The sequence below is a fragment of the Corynebacterium testudinoris genome, from assembly GCF_001021045.1.
GTDB lineage: Bacteria > Actinomycetota > Actinomycetes > Mycobacteriales > Mycobacteriaceae > Corynebacterium > Corynebacterium testudinoris.
Map to the genome: position 1 here is coordinate 521952 of NZ_CP011545.1, position 15695 is coordinate 537646.

General features: G+C 63.4%; 15 protein-coding genes. 6 read left to right on the forward strand and 9 right to left on the reverse strand.

The features are described 5' to 3' along the window. Nucleotides 1-202: 202 nt before the first annotated feature. On the reverse strand, nucleotides 203-406 hold the full coding sequence (locus CTEST_RS02575; protein WP_047252408.1) for a hypothetical protein: 204 nt from the start codon (nucleotides 404-406) through the stop codon (nucleotides 203-205). Between the two features lie 40 nt (nucleotides 407-446). Between CTEST_RS02575 and CTEST_RS02580 the strand changes: the two genes are divergently transcribed. Continuing rightward, entirely contained in the window at nucleotides 447-896 is a 450-nt protein-coding gene (locus tag CTEST_RS02580) for a PH domain-containing protein (RefSeq protein ID WP_047252409.1), read from the forward strand. Beyond that, nucleotides 893-2317, forward strand: coding sequence for a PH domain-containing protein (locus tag CTEST_RS02585; RefSeq protein ID WP_047252410.1), 1425 nt, complete (start codon nucleotides 893-895; stop codon nucleotides 2315-2317). Before CTEST_RS02580 ends, CTEST_RS02585 begins: the two co-directional genes overlap by 4 nt. Here CTEST_RS02585 and CTEST_RS13230 read toward each other — a convergent pair. Next, the gene (locus tag CTEST_RS13230) at nucleotides 2199-2669 is read right to left on the reverse strand and encodes a tRNA (cytidine(34)-2'-O)-methyltransferase (RefSeq protein ID WP_083985661.1); all 471 of its coding nucleotides are present in this window, start codon (nucleotides 2667-2669) and stop codon (nucleotides 2199-2201) included. The genes CTEST_RS02585 and CTEST_RS13230 overlap by 119 nt on opposite strands. Nucleotides 2670-2693: 24 nt before the next feature. On the opposite strand from CTEST_RS13230, the gene CTEST_RS02590 reads away from it, so the two are divergent. From CTEST_RS02590 to CTEST_RS02610, 4 genes are all read left to right on the forward strand, one after another. After that, nucleotides 2694-3548: a bifunctional methylenetetrahydrofolate dehydrogenase/methenyltetrahydrofolate cyclohydrolase gene (locus CTEST_RS02590; protein WP_047254170.1), complete on the forward strand. Its 855-nt coding sequence runs from the start codon at nucleotides 2694-2696 to the stop codon at nucleotides 3546-3548. Nucleotides 3549-3552: 4 nt separating this feature from the next. Next, nucleotides 3553-3870, forward strand: coding sequence for a DUF3017 domain-containing protein (locus tag CTEST_RS02595; protein WP_047252411.1), 318 nt, complete (start codon nucleotides 3553-3555; stop codon nucleotides 3868-3870). 210 nt (nucleotides 3871-4080) lie between these two features. Beyond that, the gene (locus tag CTEST_RS02600) at nucleotides 4081-4260 is read left to right on the forward strand and encodes a hypothetical protein (protein WP_144413202.1); all 180 of its coding nucleotides are present in this window, start codon (nucleotides 4081-4083) and stop codon (nucleotides 4258-4260) included. Between the two features lie 542 nt (nucleotides 4261-4802). Further along, a protein-coding gene (locus tag CTEST_RS02610) for an IS3 family transposase (RefSeq protein WP_407919233.1) occupies nucleotides 4803-5995 on the forward strand; the annotation gives its coding sequence in 2 pieces (ribosomal slippage) (nucleotides 4803-5087 and nucleotides 5090-5995; 1191 coding nt in all). 1192 nt (nucleotides 5996-7187) lie between these two features. Here CTEST_RS02610 and metX read toward each other — a convergent pair. The 7 genes from metX to CTEST_RS02645 all read right to left on the reverse strand — a co-directional run bounded on the left by metX (nucleotide 7188) and on the right by CTEST_RS02645 (nucleotide 15635). Next, nucleotides 7188-8294: a homoserine O-acetyltransferase MetX gene (gene metX, locus CTEST_RS02615; protein WP_047252413.1), complete on the reverse strand. Its 1107-nt coding sequence runs from the start codon at nucleotides 8292-8294 to the stop codon at nucleotides 7188-7190. Continuing rightward, on the reverse strand, nucleotides 8291-9598 hold the full coding sequence (locus CTEST_RS02620) for an O-acetylhomoserine/O-acetylserine sulfhydrylase (protein ID WP_047252414.1): 1308 nt from the start codon (nucleotides 9596-9598) through the stop codon (nucleotides 8291-8293). Before CTEST_RS02620 ends, metX begins: the two co-directional genes overlap by 4 nt. 132 nt (nucleotides 9599-9730) lie before the next feature. Beyond that, nucleotides 9731-11944 (reverse strand): NADP-dependent isocitrate dehydrogenase, encoded by a 2214-nt coding sequence (locus CTEST_RS02625; protein ID WP_047252415.1) that lies wholly within the window; start codon nucleotides 11942-11944, stop codon nucleotides 9731-9733. Between the two features lie 80 nt (nucleotides 11945-12024). Then, nucleotides 12025-12900, reverse strand: a complete 876-nt coding sequence (locus CTEST_RS02630; protein ID WP_047252416.1) for a siderophore-interacting protein — start codon at nucleotides 12898-12900, stop codon at nucleotides 12025-12027. A 4-nt stretch (nucleotides 12901-12904) separates the two neighbouring features. Next, nucleotides 12905-13708: an ABC transporter ATP-binding protein gene (locus CTEST_RS02635; protein WP_047252417.1), complete on the reverse strand. Its 804-nt coding sequence runs from the start codon at nucleotides 13706-13708 to the stop codon at nucleotides 12905-12907. Continuing rightward, nucleotides 13705-14727: a FecCD family ABC transporter permease gene (locus tag CTEST_RS02640; RefSeq protein ID WP_047252418.1), complete on the reverse strand. Its 1023-nt coding sequence runs from the start codon at nucleotides 14725-14727 to the stop codon at nucleotides 13705-13707. Before CTEST_RS02640 ends, CTEST_RS02635 begins: the two co-directional genes overlap by 4 nt. Continuing rightward, the gene (locus CTEST_RS02645; RefSeq protein ID WP_201774827.1) at nucleotides 14724-15635 is read right to left on the reverse strand and encodes a FecCD family ABC transporter permease; all 912 of its coding nucleotides are present in this window, start codon (nucleotides 15633-15635) and stop codon (nucleotides 14724-14726) included. Before CTEST_RS02645 ends, CTEST_RS02640 begins: the two co-directional genes overlap by 4 nt. Between the last annotated feature and the right edge of the window lie 60 nt (nucleotides 15636-15695).

The window sequence follows — 15695 nt, forward strand, 5'->3', positions numbered from 1 at the left end:
AATGAGGTCTCGGAACAAGCCCCGCATGGCCTGAATATCTACGAACTTAGGCCGGGATTTCCCAACATAACCACAGGGAAGGAGCTAGCGAAACAGATGCTCAGAGTGCTCCTGCTGGAACACGTCATCCCCGCCGTCAACGCAAAGATCGAGCCACTAGCTGGGTGCTCTACCGCGAAGTCTGGCCCTGGAGCGACCAGGGTCAGAGCCGATCGCGAATCAGCTCGATGGCCATGAGGATCGCGGAGGCGATGACGGTCAGCGTGGCCCAGGTGACCAGGAAGAAGAGGATGCTGAAGATGTTCAGCGGCATATCCTGGGTTACCAGCGTGGAGATGAAAGCGATGACGACAGCGATCGTCGCCCCCGTGGGGATCTTGGCCAGAAAGTACTCGAACGCGGTCACGGGAGATCATTGTAGTTAAGGGATCGTTAAGGTGAGAGGTATGAATCCCGTTTCTCCCAAGCTGGTCACTGCCCGATATCTCAGCCGATTGCCCTGGATTGCCGTGCTGGGGATCAGTTTCGCCGTTGCCGCCTGGCTGCTGAGCCCGTGGTTGTGGATCGGGGCTGGGGTTTTTGTGGCGTTCTTTCTCTGGCAGCTGTGGCTCATCCCTGCTCAGGTCAAGCTGTTGGGTTGGCAGGAAACGGCGGATGAGCTGCTGATCACGAAGGGCAAGCTCTGGCACACCTTCACAGTTGTGCCTTATGGCCGCATTCAGTTCGTCGACGTCACCGCGGGGCCCATCGATCGGCCCCTGGGAATGAAGACCCTGGAGCTGCACACGGCGTCGGCCACCTCTGATTCTTCGGTCGAGGGGTTGCCCGCCGAAGTGGCGGATGCCTTGCGCGATCGCCTGGCCATCAAGGCCCGCGAGAGGATGAGCGGCCTGTGAATGAGGAGTTTCGTCATGTTCATCGCCTGACTCCGCTGCTGCGGTTTTGGACGGTCATCCTGGCTGCCATCGCCGTCGCGGCCGTCAACATCAACGCGACCATGCTCGGTATTGCCTACGGCTGGCTGACCGCGGGGAACATCCTGCCGGTCATCCTCGGGGTCGCCGGTTTTATCGCTCTGTGCGGGATCATCTGGCTCGTGTCGCAGGTGTGGTGGAAGGCCACCGGGTTCCGGCTCACCGATGAAGAGATTTCCCTGAAGAAGGGCGTGCTGAGCCGCCAGTTGCGCACTGCTCGCTACGACCGGATCCAGGCCGTCGACGTCGTCGAATCGGTTATCGCGCGGATCTTCCGTCTCGCGTCGGTTCGGGTGGAGACCGCGGGTGGTAGCGATTCCGTCATTGAGATCGCCTTCCTGCCCCGCGCCGAAGCGGAGGAACTACGGGTCGAGGTGCTGGCTAGGGCCAAGGGTGAGGTAGCGGTTCAGGAGGAGGTCGTGGAAGTCGGCGCGCCCCTCGTCCCCGAAATCCCCATCGCCCGCTCGCTGGCCGGTGCAGCCCTCCAGGGCTCGCTGATCGGCGCGGTCGCCGTCATCATCGGTTTCCTCCTCAGCCCGCTGACCTGGGCCGCCTCCGTGCCGATCATCATCGGTATCTTCCCCACGGTGTGGGGCCAGATCGACCGCAGCTGGAAGTTCACCGCCTTCCTCGACGGCGACACTCTCAACCTCTCCTACGGTCTGGCCGATCGCCGCCGCCAATCCATCCCGCTCCACCGCATCCACGGCGTGACAGTCCATCAGCCGATCTTGTGGCGCTTCTTCGGCTGGTGGTACGTCAAGGTCTCCGTCGCCGGCTACGGCGTGGATACCAAGCAGGAATCAAGCAGCACGTTGCTGCCCGTTGGTTCCCGTGAGCAGGCCGTCGCCCTCTTGGCACTGGTCAGTCCGCTCGACCCGGAGCAGATCGAGGCCTCCGCCCGCCCGGAGGGCGCCACCACACCGACGTTTACGTCGCCGGCTTCCGCCCGGTGGGTGTCACCCATCGACCTGCAGCAACAAGCTGTCACTGTGCTTATCGACGCCGTCGTGGTCCACAGCGGGCGCCTCGCCCGCCGCGTCAAGGTCGTCGCCCCCGCCCACATCCAGGAATTATCGCTCACCCGCGGCCCGTTGCAGCAGGCCCTTGGCCTGTGCACCGTCCGCTTCGACCTCGTTCCCGGCCCCGTCATGATGGCCGGTGAAGACCTCACCCCGGAGGACGGCCGGACGCTCGTGGATACCCTGCGCCAGCGAAAGCTCCCTACACCCCGCCAGGAAACCCCAGCTGACGCCATGCTTCATACGTCGCCACCGCCGCCGAGTTCGACAGATTCATCGACCGACGCCCCGGAAGCATGGGAATCCGCACCTCCCCAGTAATCCGGGGATGAGCTAGATGTTCGGCGGGGAGCCCGGAGGGCTCCGTGCCGAACAGCAACGCATCACGCTCCTGGTAGTCAATCGCCGTGTGCCACGTGCTTGACGTGGTGGTGAAGGCGAAGATGCGGGAGGAGGGGAGCGTCGATAAGCAGCTGTCAAAGTCCGGATGGACCGTGACATCCGCCAAATCGTGATAGTCCAACCCCGCCCGGCGAAGATTCTTCTCCGTGAGATCAAATCCCAGGGGCTCCACCAAATGCAGGTGCGCCCCGGTGCCCGCGCACATGCGAATCGCGTTGCCCGTATTCGGGGGAATGACGGGATTATCGAAGATGACGTGCAGGATGGGCATGCCCATGAGTCTAGGATGGGGTGCGTGACTGCGACGAAACTTGATGGACAGCTCTACCGCGACGAGATCTTTGACGGCCTGACCAAGCGCGTGGCCGCCCTCAAAGAGAAGGGAATCGTGCCGGGCCTGGCGACCGTGCTCGTGGGCGACGACCCCGCCTCCCACTCCTATGTGAAGATGAAGCACCGCGATTGCGAACAAATCGGCGTGAACTCCATCCGCAAGGACCTGCCCGAGGACATCACGCAAGAAGAGCTGCTGGCCGTCATTGATGAGCTCAACAATGATCCCACCTGCACGGGCTACATCGTCCAGCTCCCGCTGCCGAAACACCTGGATGAAAACGCCGTACTCGCTGCCATCGACCCCGACAAAGATGCCGATGGCCTGCACCCGATGAACCTGGGCAAGCTCGTGCTCAACGAAACCGCGCCGCTGCCGTGCACCCCGAACGGTGCGATCCACCTGCTCAAGCGTTACGATATCGAGCTCAACGGCGCCAAGGTCGTCGTCATCGGCCGCGGAGTCACCGTTGGCCGCCCCATCGGGCTCATGCTCACCCGCCGCTCCGAAAACTCCACCGTCACCCTCTGCCACACCGGCACGAAGGACCTTGCCGCAGAAACGCGGGAGGCCGATATCATCGTCGCTGCCGCCGGCGTCCCCCACATGCTCACCGCCGACATGGTCAAACCAGGCGCCGCCATTCTCGACGTCGGAGTCTCCCGCCTCGACGGCAAACTCGCCGGCGACGTACACCCCGACGTCTGGGAGGTGGCTGGTTTTGTTTCCCCGAACCCCGGCGGCGTCGGCCCCCTGACCCGCGCGTTCCTCGTGCGCAACGTCGTCGAGAGGGCGGAACTACTCGCCGGTGAATAATCCGATGGGAGCCCTCGACAACCCCCACGACCTGGACCTGCCGCCCTCCCGCATCCCCCGCGTGGTGCAGTGGGCGGGCATGATCCTCTTCGTCGTGGGCGTCGTCGTCGCTTCCGTATTCGCCGCCACCGAACACTGGCGCCGAGCCACCTTCGTCCTTGGCGCCTCCATGCTGTGGCTGGCCCTGTTGCGCCTGACCTGCGACTCCCGCGTCCTCGGAGTATTCGCGGTCCGCTCCCGGCGTTTCGACGCCTTCTTCTGCCTCCTCATCGGCGGAACCATGGCCTTCCTATCGGCCTCGGTCGACGCGCTGGGATCCTAGGCGAGCGGATTCCGCGGGCTGGGCCTGACGGTAGTGCCTGAACTGCTGGCATTTATGTAAGGGCGCCAGCCGGGGAACGGACCTGTCCATGTATTCAATTCATTTCGATGGTGCTGCTTGTATAGCGAAAGAGGATCTGAATAGGATCGGGCGTGGCCCCACGGTGGGGCCGTGTTTCCCTGGACAGTCTCGAAGGAAAGGTTCAGTAAGTTGAAAAAGCCCTGGCTCACCCTGTTCGTGATCGCGTTCTTTGTTGCGATCTACGCAATGACATCGGATGAAACAACGATCGCCATCATTGCTTGGGGTGCGTTCATCGTTGCCGCCTTCATGCTGTGGGACCCCCGGAAATTACGAGGCACGAAGCAAAGTGATTCAATCGAGGGTTAACCTAGCTGGTCGGGTGAGCTAGTTTGCGGGTCCGGGAAGGGTGGTCAAGTCCACGGACGTGGTATTTCTACCTTCCGATAAAACTGGAGGCCTAACGGCCCTAGCAGCCGACACACAACCGACACCTGCACAGGCTCATGCCCCAGCAGTTGCTCTCTATCTGGAGTTCTGGTTGGCGAGCGGTCTTGCGGAGAATGACCGCCCCCATCTCGACATTGCAGATGCGCAGTTTAGGGTGCTCTTCCTGGCCTGGGGGCCACTCCTCAAGCGACTATTTCCCCCGGTCAAGACTTGATAGACTGCTAGCGGCAGTCTGAGTGCTGAAGCTCCATCGGCTAGCTCTGTTACTATCGGCCCTAAAATCTTCGCCACTCGTGGACGAAGGTCGCAGCAAGGGAGGAACAATGACGAACCCAGGGAAGCTTGGGCTTTGCCTCATGCTGGTCATCGCGGTGGGCATAGTCCTATCCGTGGGGTCTGCTGCACGATCAGGTGACAACCGAGCAGCCTAATCAGATGGTTGGGCTGGAAGGATGTACACCGTGACCAAGCCCTATCCCAAAGAGTTCCGCGATGACGTTGTCCGTGTCGCACGGAATCGTGAGCCCGGTGTCGAGCTCTCCCAGATCGCCAAGGACTTCGGGGTCCACTTCACTACCCTGTACTCGTGGCTGAAGAAGGCTGACCTCGAGGACGGTGAAGTGTTGGGCTCGACTCAGGTTCAGTCGGCTGAACTGCGCGACGCCAAGAAGAGGATCCGTCTCTTGGAGCAGGAGAACGAGGTCCTCCGCCGTGCCGCGGCGTATCTCTCGCAGGCCAATCTGCCGGGAAAATGATGTACCCGCTCGTTCGTGAGTTGGCCGTGGACGGTGTCCCCGTCACGGTGACGTGTCGGGTGCTCAATCTTGCTCGCCAGCCCTACTACCGGTGGCTGGCGGACCCGATCACCGATGCAGAGCTGAATGAGGCTTACCGTGCCAATGCCTTGTTCGACGCCCACCGGGATGATCCCGAGTTCGGCTACCGCTATTTGGTGGATGAGGCCCGCGATCTCGGTCAACCGATGGCAGCGCGCACTGCGTGGCGGATCTGCTCAGACAACCGCTGGTGGTCGGTGTTCGGGAAGAAACGCGGCAAGAACGGTAAGAAGCCCGGTCCACCGGTCCACGATGACCTCTGCGCCGTCACCGATGAGGAGGGCAGAACCCGGCACGAGTTCAAGGCCGATGGCGCGAACGAATTGTGGATCGGCGATATCACCGAGCACTGGACCAATGAGGGCAAGCTCTACCTCTGTGCGTTCAAGGATGTCTACTCCAACCGGATCGTGGGGTACTCGATCGATTCGCGGATGAAGTCCCGCCTAGCCGTGGCTGCCCTCAACAACGCGGTCGCCCGCCGCGGCGACGTGGCCGGCTGCGTGGTCCACACCGACCGCGGGTCTCAGTTCCGTAGCCGGAAATTCGTGCGCGCTCTGGGCATTCACGACATGACCGGATCCATGGGCCGCGTCGGTGCGTGCGGGGACAACGCAGCCATGGAGAGCTTCTTCGCACTCCTGCAGAAGAACGTCCTCGACCGCCGCGCATGGGCCAGCCGAGAAGAGCTCCGGATCGCCATCGTTACCTGGATCGAGAGGACCTACCACCGACGCCGCAGACAGGACCGCCTAGGCCGCTTGACCCCGATCGAGTTCGAGACAATCATGACCACACCAGCCGATCAGGCTGCGTGACTAACCACTGTCACCTGATCGTGCAGCAGACCCGTGATCCAGATTATTACTGGCGATTGGTCCAACCCGGTACTGTCCGCCGGTCGGTCTCTGTCGATAACCGGAGCGATCGCTGGTATTTTGTACACGCTGTGGTTGAGTAGGAAGAACCGGAAAACACTGTCTTGAGCAGATATATCGTGAGAGTGGCCTTCTTTCACTAAACCGGATCAGGATCTGCGAAGAACCTAAATAAGGCAACATTGGCGAAGTGAAGGGTTGTCTCCACCTTGCGGAAACAATCGCGTATGAACGATGGAGTTGTTGGCGGCGTTCGCCCTAGCCGAACAAGTACGCCTAGCAAGAATCTGGCGTGGGCTGGTCCCAGGGCTTGTCGGGACTTCTCAAACCAGGCTCGGCGCCCATGTATAGGTTAATGGCTCGGGTGAGAAGGGCTGTCGGAGGGGAGATTTCGGCACACCTGCCCTTGCCAGACTCGACGGTTAAGTCGATTCTTCTCCAGGTCCAGCCACTCCATCACCCATTACCGCTTAAATTTGAGGATTCGTCGTCATGTGGCGCTGGGCAGCTTCTTTCGCCTCATCTTTTTAGACTAAACGAAGAGGATGGCCCAGCTGAGGCTATCGTCGCCGCCGGAAGTGGGCCGGAGTGGTACCTCGGGAAATCGGGCTTCATCGTTTTCATGGTTGGATATATTGACTTTGGCGTCAGAGAGATTCCACAGTACTCATTTTTGCAAACCTACTCTCCAACAGTAACTGTGACCTGTGGTGATGTGACTTTTGCGGTAGACGCCGAATCGTCATTCCAGACTTTCGCTGATAATCATCTCGTCGCCACTTTCTGTGGTTTTCGACACGTGGTCGAAGATTCGTCTGGTCTCCGTTTCAGTAATGAGATCGGATTTCGTGACTGGACGTTCCTCGACGAGCTTTTGACACGAATAGCACAGCTTCGGGCAATGAGCCGGTGGCGAAAAGCAACGCCAAGGCCAGCGGTGAATGACTTTCGATTGTGAGTGCCTGGTTCGTTGTGTACTAGCCTACCAAGACAACAAGCTGTTTCTTCCCGAAGTCTCCTTTGTTGGTGACGCCAGGCCCATCGGATTTTGGCCTGGCGACAATGGCCTTAGACAGGTCCCGGAAAGGAGTGACGCCGAAAACGTCTGGAGGCTCTGCGCGCCCACACCGTTCTAGATGATGTAGCCATCCTCATGTTCTTCCTCGGTGAGGACGCTGAGGATGAGGAAGCGGCGAAGGATTCGATCCATTTGTCGGAACTCGGCGAGGAAGGCATCATGGCCGACGGGGGAGACGATCCGGGCGATTCCCAAGAGGTTGCCGATGTTGCGGGAGAGGTGTTCCTGCTGGTGGTAGGGATAGAGGATGTCGGTGTCGACGCCGACGATCATCGTGGGGACGGTGCAGGAGGCCAGTGCTTTGTTGAGGCCTCCCCGCCCGCGGCCGATGTCGTGGCGGTTCATTGCTTCGCTGAGGGTGACGTAGCTGCCGGCGTCGAAGCGCTCGACGAGCTTTTGGCCCTGGTATTGCAGGTAACTATCCACTCCGAAGCGTTGGGAGGGATCGCGGTAGGGGCCCAGGGGGTTTTCGCCGTGTTGCGGGCGGGCGCCGAAGCGCTCTTCGAGTTCCTGCTCGCCGCGGTAGGTCAGGTGGGCGATGCGGCGAGCGGCGGCCAAACCGGCGTCGGGGGAGGAGCCCGTCTCGTAGAAGTCGCCGCCGTGCCAGTGCGGGTCGCGGACGATGGCAGAGATCTGGGCGGATTGGATGCCGATCTGCCAGGCGCTGGCGCGGGCGGAGACCGCCATGACGCAAGCGGTGTCGAGCATCTCGGGGAACATCAACGCCCATTCGAGGGTGCGGGCACCGCCCATGGAGCCGCCGAGGACGGCGTGGACTCGGGTGATGCTGAGGGCGTCGAGAAGCATCTTTTCTGCCGTGACCTGGTCGCGGATGCTGACGGCGGGGAAGCGCGACCCCCAGCGGCCGCCGTCGGGGTGCGGCGACCCGGGCCCGGTGGAGCCTTGACAGCCGCCGATGACGTTGGTGCAGATGATGCACCAGGCATCGGTGTCCAGGGCCTTTCCCGGGCCAAGCAGCGGACCCCACCACTCGGCGACGTTGGTGTCGCCGGTGAGAGCATGCTCGACGAGGATGAGGTTGTTAGTGCCGTCGTCGTTGATGCGCAGCGTGCCCCATTGCTGGTAGGCGATGGTGACATCGGGGATGAGCGCACCGGCTTCCGTGGGGAGGTCGCCGATGGTGACCTGGTGAAGGGTCACGAGCTCACCGCCTGGAAACCGCGCTCGAGGTCGGCGAGGATGTCATCGATGTTTTCGATGCCCACAGACAGGCGCACGGTGGCCTGGCTGACTCCGGCGCGCTTGAGCCCGGCGGCGTCGGATTGGGAGTGCGTGGTGGTCGCGGGGTGGACGACGAGGGAGCGGACGTCGCCGACGTTGGCGAGGTTGGAGTGCAGCTTGAGGGCGTCGATGAACGCCCAGGCGCGGGTGTGGTCATCGGTCGGGCCGGTGAGGTCGAAGCTGAGCACCGAGCCGGTGTGGGTGAGGCCGAGCTTCTCCTTGACGGCGAACCAGGGGGAGGTTGCCAGGCCGGCGTAGTTGACCGACGCCACCTGCGGATGAGTGGACAAGAACTTTGCAACGGCCGCGGCGTTGCTGTTGTGGCGCTCCACCCGGAGGGAGAGGGTGTCTAGACCCTGCAGGGTCGTCCAGGCATTGAAGGCGGACAGGGCCGCGCCGGTGTCACGCAGCAAGCCCACCCGGGCCTTGAGGCCGAACGCGGCCGGGCCGAGATCCACGTAGCGCAGGCCGTGGTAGGCGGGGTCCGGGGTGGTGAACTGCTCGAAGGTGGACCAGTCGAAGGTGCCGCCGTCGACGAGGATGCCGCCGAGGGCGGAGCCGTTGCCGGTGTAGAACTTGGTCAAGGAGGCGACGACAATGTCGGCGCCGAGCTCCAGCGGGCGGACCAGGGCCGCGGTGGCCAGGGTGTTGTCGACGATGAGCGGGACCTGGTTGGCGTGGGCCACCTCCGCGACGGCCGGGATATCGAGGACGTCGGCGATGGGGTTGCCAAAGGTCTCGGCAAAGAATGCGCGGGTATTCGGGCGGACGGCGGCCTGCCAGGAGGCTGGATCGTCGGGATTCTCCACGAAGCTGACCTCGATGCCCAGGCGCTTGAGCGTGACCTGGAAGAGGGTCTCTGTGCCGCCGTAGAGGCGGGGGGAGGCCACGATGTGGTCGCCCGCGCCCGCGAGGTTAAGGATCGCGGCAGTCTCCGCGGCCTGGCCGGACGCGAACGCGACGGCGTGCACGCCGCCTTCGAGGGAAGCCAGGCGGTTTTCTAAAGCCTCCACCGTCGGGTTGGTGAGGCGGGAGTACACCGGGCCGAGGTCTTCTAGTGCGAACCGCTGCTTGGCGTGCTCGGCGGACTCGAAGACATATGAGGAGGTGAGGTGGATCGGCTGGTTGCGCGAACGGTTATCGGCGTCCAGCGTGGACCCGGCGTGGATAGCGCGGGTATCAAATGCCCATTCGGCGGCCTGGGTGTTGTCGTACTTGGTCATGGTGTGCTTCCTTCGGGTTGGTTGCAATCACCCTACGCGGCAAACAAACCGAGCTGTCTAGAATTCTCGGAAACACCCAGGCCACCGTATGAATAAAAAAGGCGCCCCGAAGGGCGCCTTTGATACTGCAACCTACTTCAAGCCGTCAATGATCTCGTTGAACTTCGAGGACGGACGCATGACATCGCTCGTCTTCTCATCGTTGGGCTGGTAGTAGCCACCCAGGTCAACGGGCTGACCCTGGTTGTCGATCAGTTCCTGGTCGATGACAGCAGCGTCGGCGTTAAGGGCGGTAGCGATCGGGCCGAAGGCCTCCGCGAGTGCGGCGTCCTCGGTCTGCGCGGCCAGTTCCTCGGCCCAGTAAGAGGCCAGGTAGAAGTGGGAACCGCGGTTGTCAATCTCGCCGACCTTGCGGGACGGGGACTTGCCCTCGTTGAGGAGCTTCTCCGTGGCCTTGTCCAGGGCGTCGGCCAGGATGGCGGCCTGATCGTTGTCCTCGGTGCGGGCGACGTGGCGCAGGGACTCAGCCAGGGCGAGGAACTCGCCGAGGGAATCCCAGCGCAGGTGGTTTTCTTCCTGCACCTGCTGGACGTGCTTCGGGGCGGAGCCACCGGCGCCGGTCTCGAAGAGGCCACCACCGGCCATGAGCGGCACGACGGAGAGCATCTTGGCGGACGTACCCAGCTCGAGGATGGGGAAGAGGTCGGTGTTGTAATCGCGCAGCACGTTGCCGGTCACGGAGATGGTGTCCTCGCCGCGGCGGATGCGCTCGATGGAGACCTTGGTGGCCTCCTCTGGGGAGAGGATCTGGATGTCCAGGCCCTCGGTATCGTGGTCGCCCAGGTACTTCTCCACGAGAGAGATGAGGTTGCGGTCGTGCGCGCGGGCGGGGTCCAGCCAGAAGATGGCGGGCATACCGGAGATGCGGGCGCGGTCGACGGCGAGCTTGACCCAGTCCTGGATCGGGGCGTCCTTGGTCTGGCAGGCGCGCCAGATGTCACCGGCAGAAACCTCGTGCTCGATGAGGACGTCACCGGCAGCGTTGAGGACCTGGACGGTGCCGTCGGTCTCGATCTTGAAGGTCTTGTCGTGGGAGCCGTACTCCTCGGCCTTCTGTGCCATGAGGCCGACGTTGGGGACGGTGCCCATGGTGGTCGGGTCGAAGGCGCCGTTGGCCTTGCAGTCCTCGATGACAGCCTGGTAGACGCCGGCGTAGGAGGAATCGGGGATGACGGCGAGGGTGTCCTGCTCCTGGTCGTCCTTGTTCCACATGTGGCCGGAGGTGCGGATCATGGCCGGCATGGAGGCGTCGACGATGACATCGGAGGGGACGTGCAGGTTGGTGATGCCCTTGTGGGAGTTGACCATGGCCAGCTCGGGACCGGCGGCCAGAGCGGCGTCGAAGGCGGCGCGGATCTCCGCGCCGTTGTCCAGGCTGTCCAGGCCGGAGTAGATGGCGCCGAGGCCGTTTTCGCCGTCGAGGCCGGCGGCGAGGAGCTCATCGCCGTACTTGTTAAAGACGTCGGCGAAGAAGGTGCGAACGACGTAGCCGAAGATGATCGGGTCGGAGACCTTCATCATCGTGGCCTTGAGGTGCACGGAGAAGAGCACGCCTTCTTCCTTGGCGCGGGCGACCTGCTCGTTGAGGAACTGCTGCAGCGATGCGGCGCGCATGACGGTGCCGTCAACAACTTCACCGGCGAGGACGTCGAGGTCCTCGCGGAGCTTGGTGGTGTTCCCGGCGGCGTCGACCAGCTGGAACGTCAGGGTGTCTGCGGCCGGCATGATGACGGACTTCTCGTTGTGGCGGAAGTCATCGGCATCCATGGTGGCGACGTTGGTCTTGGAGTCAGCGGACCAGGCGCCCATGCGGTGCGGGTGCTTCTTGACGAAGTTCTTCACTGCCTCCGGCGCGCGGCGGTCAGAGTTGCCCTCACGCAGGACGGGGTTGACGGCCGAGCCCTTGACGGCGTCGTAGCGCTTGCGGACATCCTTGTCCTCATCCGTGGACGGGTTGTCCGGGTAATCCGGCAGATCATAGCCCTGGGCCTGCAGCTCGGCGATCGCGGCCTTGAGCTGCGGGACGGAAGCGGAGATGTTCGGGAGCTTGATAATGTTGGCTTCCGGAGTCTTAGCCAGCTCGCCCAGCTCCACCAAAGCGTCATCGATTCGCTGCTCATCGGTCAGGCGATCGGGGAACTGGGCGATAATGCGACCGGCCAGGGAAATGTCACGGGTTTCCACCTCAACACCGGCGGTGCCAACGAAGGCCTCCACGACCGGCTTGAACGAGTAGGTCGCCAGCAGCGGTGCCTCGTCGGTACGGGTCCAGATGATCTTTGCCATGAGTCTCCCTTTAAAGTTTTGGCGATAGAGTCAGTCCACCAGGATACCTGTTTGGTGGCCGATACGCGCCACCTACCAAGCTAGGTCCCCATGGGGACCCCCACTTTCCAGTACCCCATGAAGCACACCTGGTGCCGGGGGATGCCGCGTTCCTTCACCAAATGCCTGCGCAGTGCTGTCACCACGCCGGACTCACCGGCGATCCAGTAGTAGATGCCCTCACCGGGCTGCTTATCGACGTCCACGGGCTCACCCGCCGCGGAAAACGTCGGGGTCTCCCACGTCACTTCGTCGGTGTCATCACCATCCAGGGCGATGTGCAGGTGGCGGGTCAAGGGTGCGCCAAACGGCTCATCGTTGCGGTCGAGCCAGGTCACCCGGATACCGGGCGGGGCCTGGAGTGGGAGGTGGTCCTCTGCCGCTGGTACCTCGAGGAGGACTTCGCCGCGGGCATCAGCGGGCAGGTCTTCGAGGATGCGGGCGACCGCGGGGACGGCGGTTTCATCACCGATAAGCCGCACCTCGGTGGCGCGGCCGGGGAAGAACTCAATGCCGCCGCCGTACTGGCTTTCCGGCCCGGGGCCGATGACGATGAGCTCGTCGCCGATCTCAGCGTTGGCGGCCCACGTGGCGGCGGGGCCGGACTCGCCCTCCTTGAGGTGCAAGACGACGTCGACAGTGAGCAGGTTGTCCTGCAGCTCACGGACGGAGTAGGTGCGGATGTGGCCTCGCTCGTCCTCGGGGAGGCCGCGCCAGTAGTCGAACCAGGTGCCGTCGGTGGGCAGCGTTGGCAGGTTGCCGGAAGCGGTGGGGATGATGAACTTGATGCGCTGATCCAAGATGGGCCCATTGATGGTGAAATCGTGGAGCGTATCGCCGGAGAGGACCAGCCGCAGGAACGTGGGGGTCAGGCGCTCGAGGGAATGGACGCGGACGGTGAAGGGCTGAAAAGTCACTGGATTACCTCAGGATGTGGTGACGGCCGATGGGCATGACCATCGGGCGGCCGGAAACGGGGTCGGGCATGACATGGGATTCGAGAGCGAAGACCTCTTTGACCGTCGCGGCGGTCACCACCTCGTCGGGAGTACCGGAGGCCACGATCGCCCCCTCACGCATGGCAATGAGGTGATCGCAGTAGCGGGCCGCCAAGTTGAGGTCGTGCAACACCATGACGATGGTGGTGCCGCGGCGGGCATTGAGGTCGAGCAAGAGATCAAGAATGTCGAGCTGGTTGGCGACGTCGAGGTAGGTAGTTGGTTCGTCGAGGAGCAAAATATCGGTATCTTGGGCCAGCGCCATGGCGATCCACACCCGTTGCCGCTGGCCGCCGGACAACTCATCGACGCTGCGTTCAGCCAGCTCAGTGAGTCCAGTGGCGGCGAGGGAATCGGCAACGACCTCGTAGTCTGTGGTGCTCCACCGGCCGAACAACCCCTGATGGGGTGTGCGGCCGCGACCAACGAGATCGGCGACGGTGATGCCGTCGGGCGCGGTGGGGGTCTGCGGAAGCAGACCCAGGATGCGGGCCAGCTCGCGGGTGGGCAGATCGTTGATCGGCGCGGCGTCGATAAGCACCTGCCCGGACTCGGGTGTGAGCAGGCGGGACAGCGCACGCAGGAGGGTTGATTTGCCGCAGCCGTTGGCGCCAATGATGGCGGTCACGGCGCCCGGCGCGATCTCAACGTTGAGGTCGGTGGCGACCTGGCGGGTACCGTATCCGAGGGTGAGATCCCGGGCGGATAACGAATGGGATGCGGTCATGAGGCACCTCCGGTGCGCTGGGAACGAATGAGAAGGAAGATCAGGTACGGCGCGCCAAGGATGCCCGTGATGACGCCGACCGGGTAGCGGGTGCCCAACGCGAACTGGCCCAGCAGATCCGCCCCGAGCACGAGCAGCGCGCCAACGAGCGCGGCAGCCGCGATGGGGGAGGCGCCGGGGCCAATGAGCCGCATGGCGATAGGACCCGACATGAACGCGACGAACGCGATGGGACCGCACGCGGCCGTAGCCACGGCGATGAGGGCCACGGCAGCGATAATGATCGTGATGCGGGTGGCGGTCACCGGGATGCCCAGCGCGGACGCCAGATCATCGCCCATGCGCAAAACGGAGAGACGGTGGCTGAGCACCACAATGAGGGGGATCATCAACCCGGCGGTGATCGCCACCGGCACCACCCACGTCCAGCTGGCGGCGTTGAGCGATCCCGTCAGCCAACGCGTGGCGGTGGGAAGATCCCACGCCGCGGCGCGGGAGAGCGTGTAGGTAACCACCGATTGCAGCAAGGCCGCGACGCCGATGCCGATGAGAATGAGCCGGGTTCCCGCGAAGCCGCTGCGCAACGACAAGGCATAAATCAAGGCCGCAACGAGCAGGGCCGCGAGAAGGGCGAGGAGGGACACCGTGGCCTGATTGAGATGGAAGAACACAATGCCGACGACCCCTGCTGCACCAGCGCCGGAAGAGATGCCGATGATATCGGGCGAAGCGAGCTGATTGCGCAGCATGGTTTGGAACACCACGCCAGACACACCGAAGGACGCGCCCGCGACGACGGCGAGTGCAGTGCGGGGCAGCCGCAGCTCACCGACCGTATAAGACGCGCCGGGTACTCGCTCGCCGGCAATGACAGCGATGACATCGCCCGGAGGGTAAAAGGTCTCACCGACCATGAGGGCGGTGGCGACGAGCGCCGCGAGGATGAGACTGAGAACGCTGATGGTGATGACACGAGAGCGGCGACGGGCAGCGCGGCCGGCGCGCAGAGAGGTGGTCATAGTTCGCGGGCCTTCGTTCGGCGGACGATCCAAATGAACAGCGGGGCACCAATGATCGGGGTGAGCACGGCCACGGCGATCTCGCTGGGACGGTTGACCACCCGGCCGAGGGTATCGGCGCTGACCAAGAGAATTGCCCCTGCGAGCGCCGTGATCGGCATGAGCCAGCGGTGATCGGTACCAACGAGCAGGCGGCACAGGTGCGGGATGATGAGCCCGACGAAGCCAATCGGCCCGGCCAAGGCGGTGGCCACTCCGCAGAGGGTCACGGCCCCGAGGGTGGAAACCAGCCGTGTGGTGCCCGTGCGAGCGCCGAGGCCGGTAGCAATGTCATCGCCGAGCGCGAGGGCGTTGAGGCCGGTCGCACTTCCCCAACACAACAGGCCACCAACGATGAGGAAGGGGGCGGCTAGTGCCATCTGCTCAAAGTCCGCACCGCCGACATTGCCGATCTGCCAGAAACGGAAGGTGTCCATGACGTCGACGCGGGGGAGAAGAATGGCGCTGACCAGCGAGGTAGCGGCCGCAGCCGTCGCAGCCCCCGCGAGGGCGAGCGTCAGCGGCGTCGCCCCGGCCCCGCCGAGCGATCCCACGGTGTACACGAAGATCGCCGCGGCGGCGGAACCGATGATGGCGACGAAAAACGTGGACACCTGATTGTTGAGCCCAAAGAAGGCAATGCCAATGACCACGGCCAGCGCGGCGCCGGCGAGGACGCCGAAGATGCCGGGATCAGCCAAGGGATTGCGGGTGATCGCCTGCATCGTGGTTCCCGATACCGCCAGTGCTGCCCCGATGATCATCGCGAGGATGGTGCGCGGGATCCGCTGGTGAGCTGCCGCCTGGTCGACGGTGTCGGTGTGGCCCTGCAACGCGGCCCAGACGTCGGTGAAGGAAATATCGCGCATGCCGAAGGCCACGGAGGCCACACCCACCACGCCCAATCCGAGGATGAGCGCGAGGGTGAA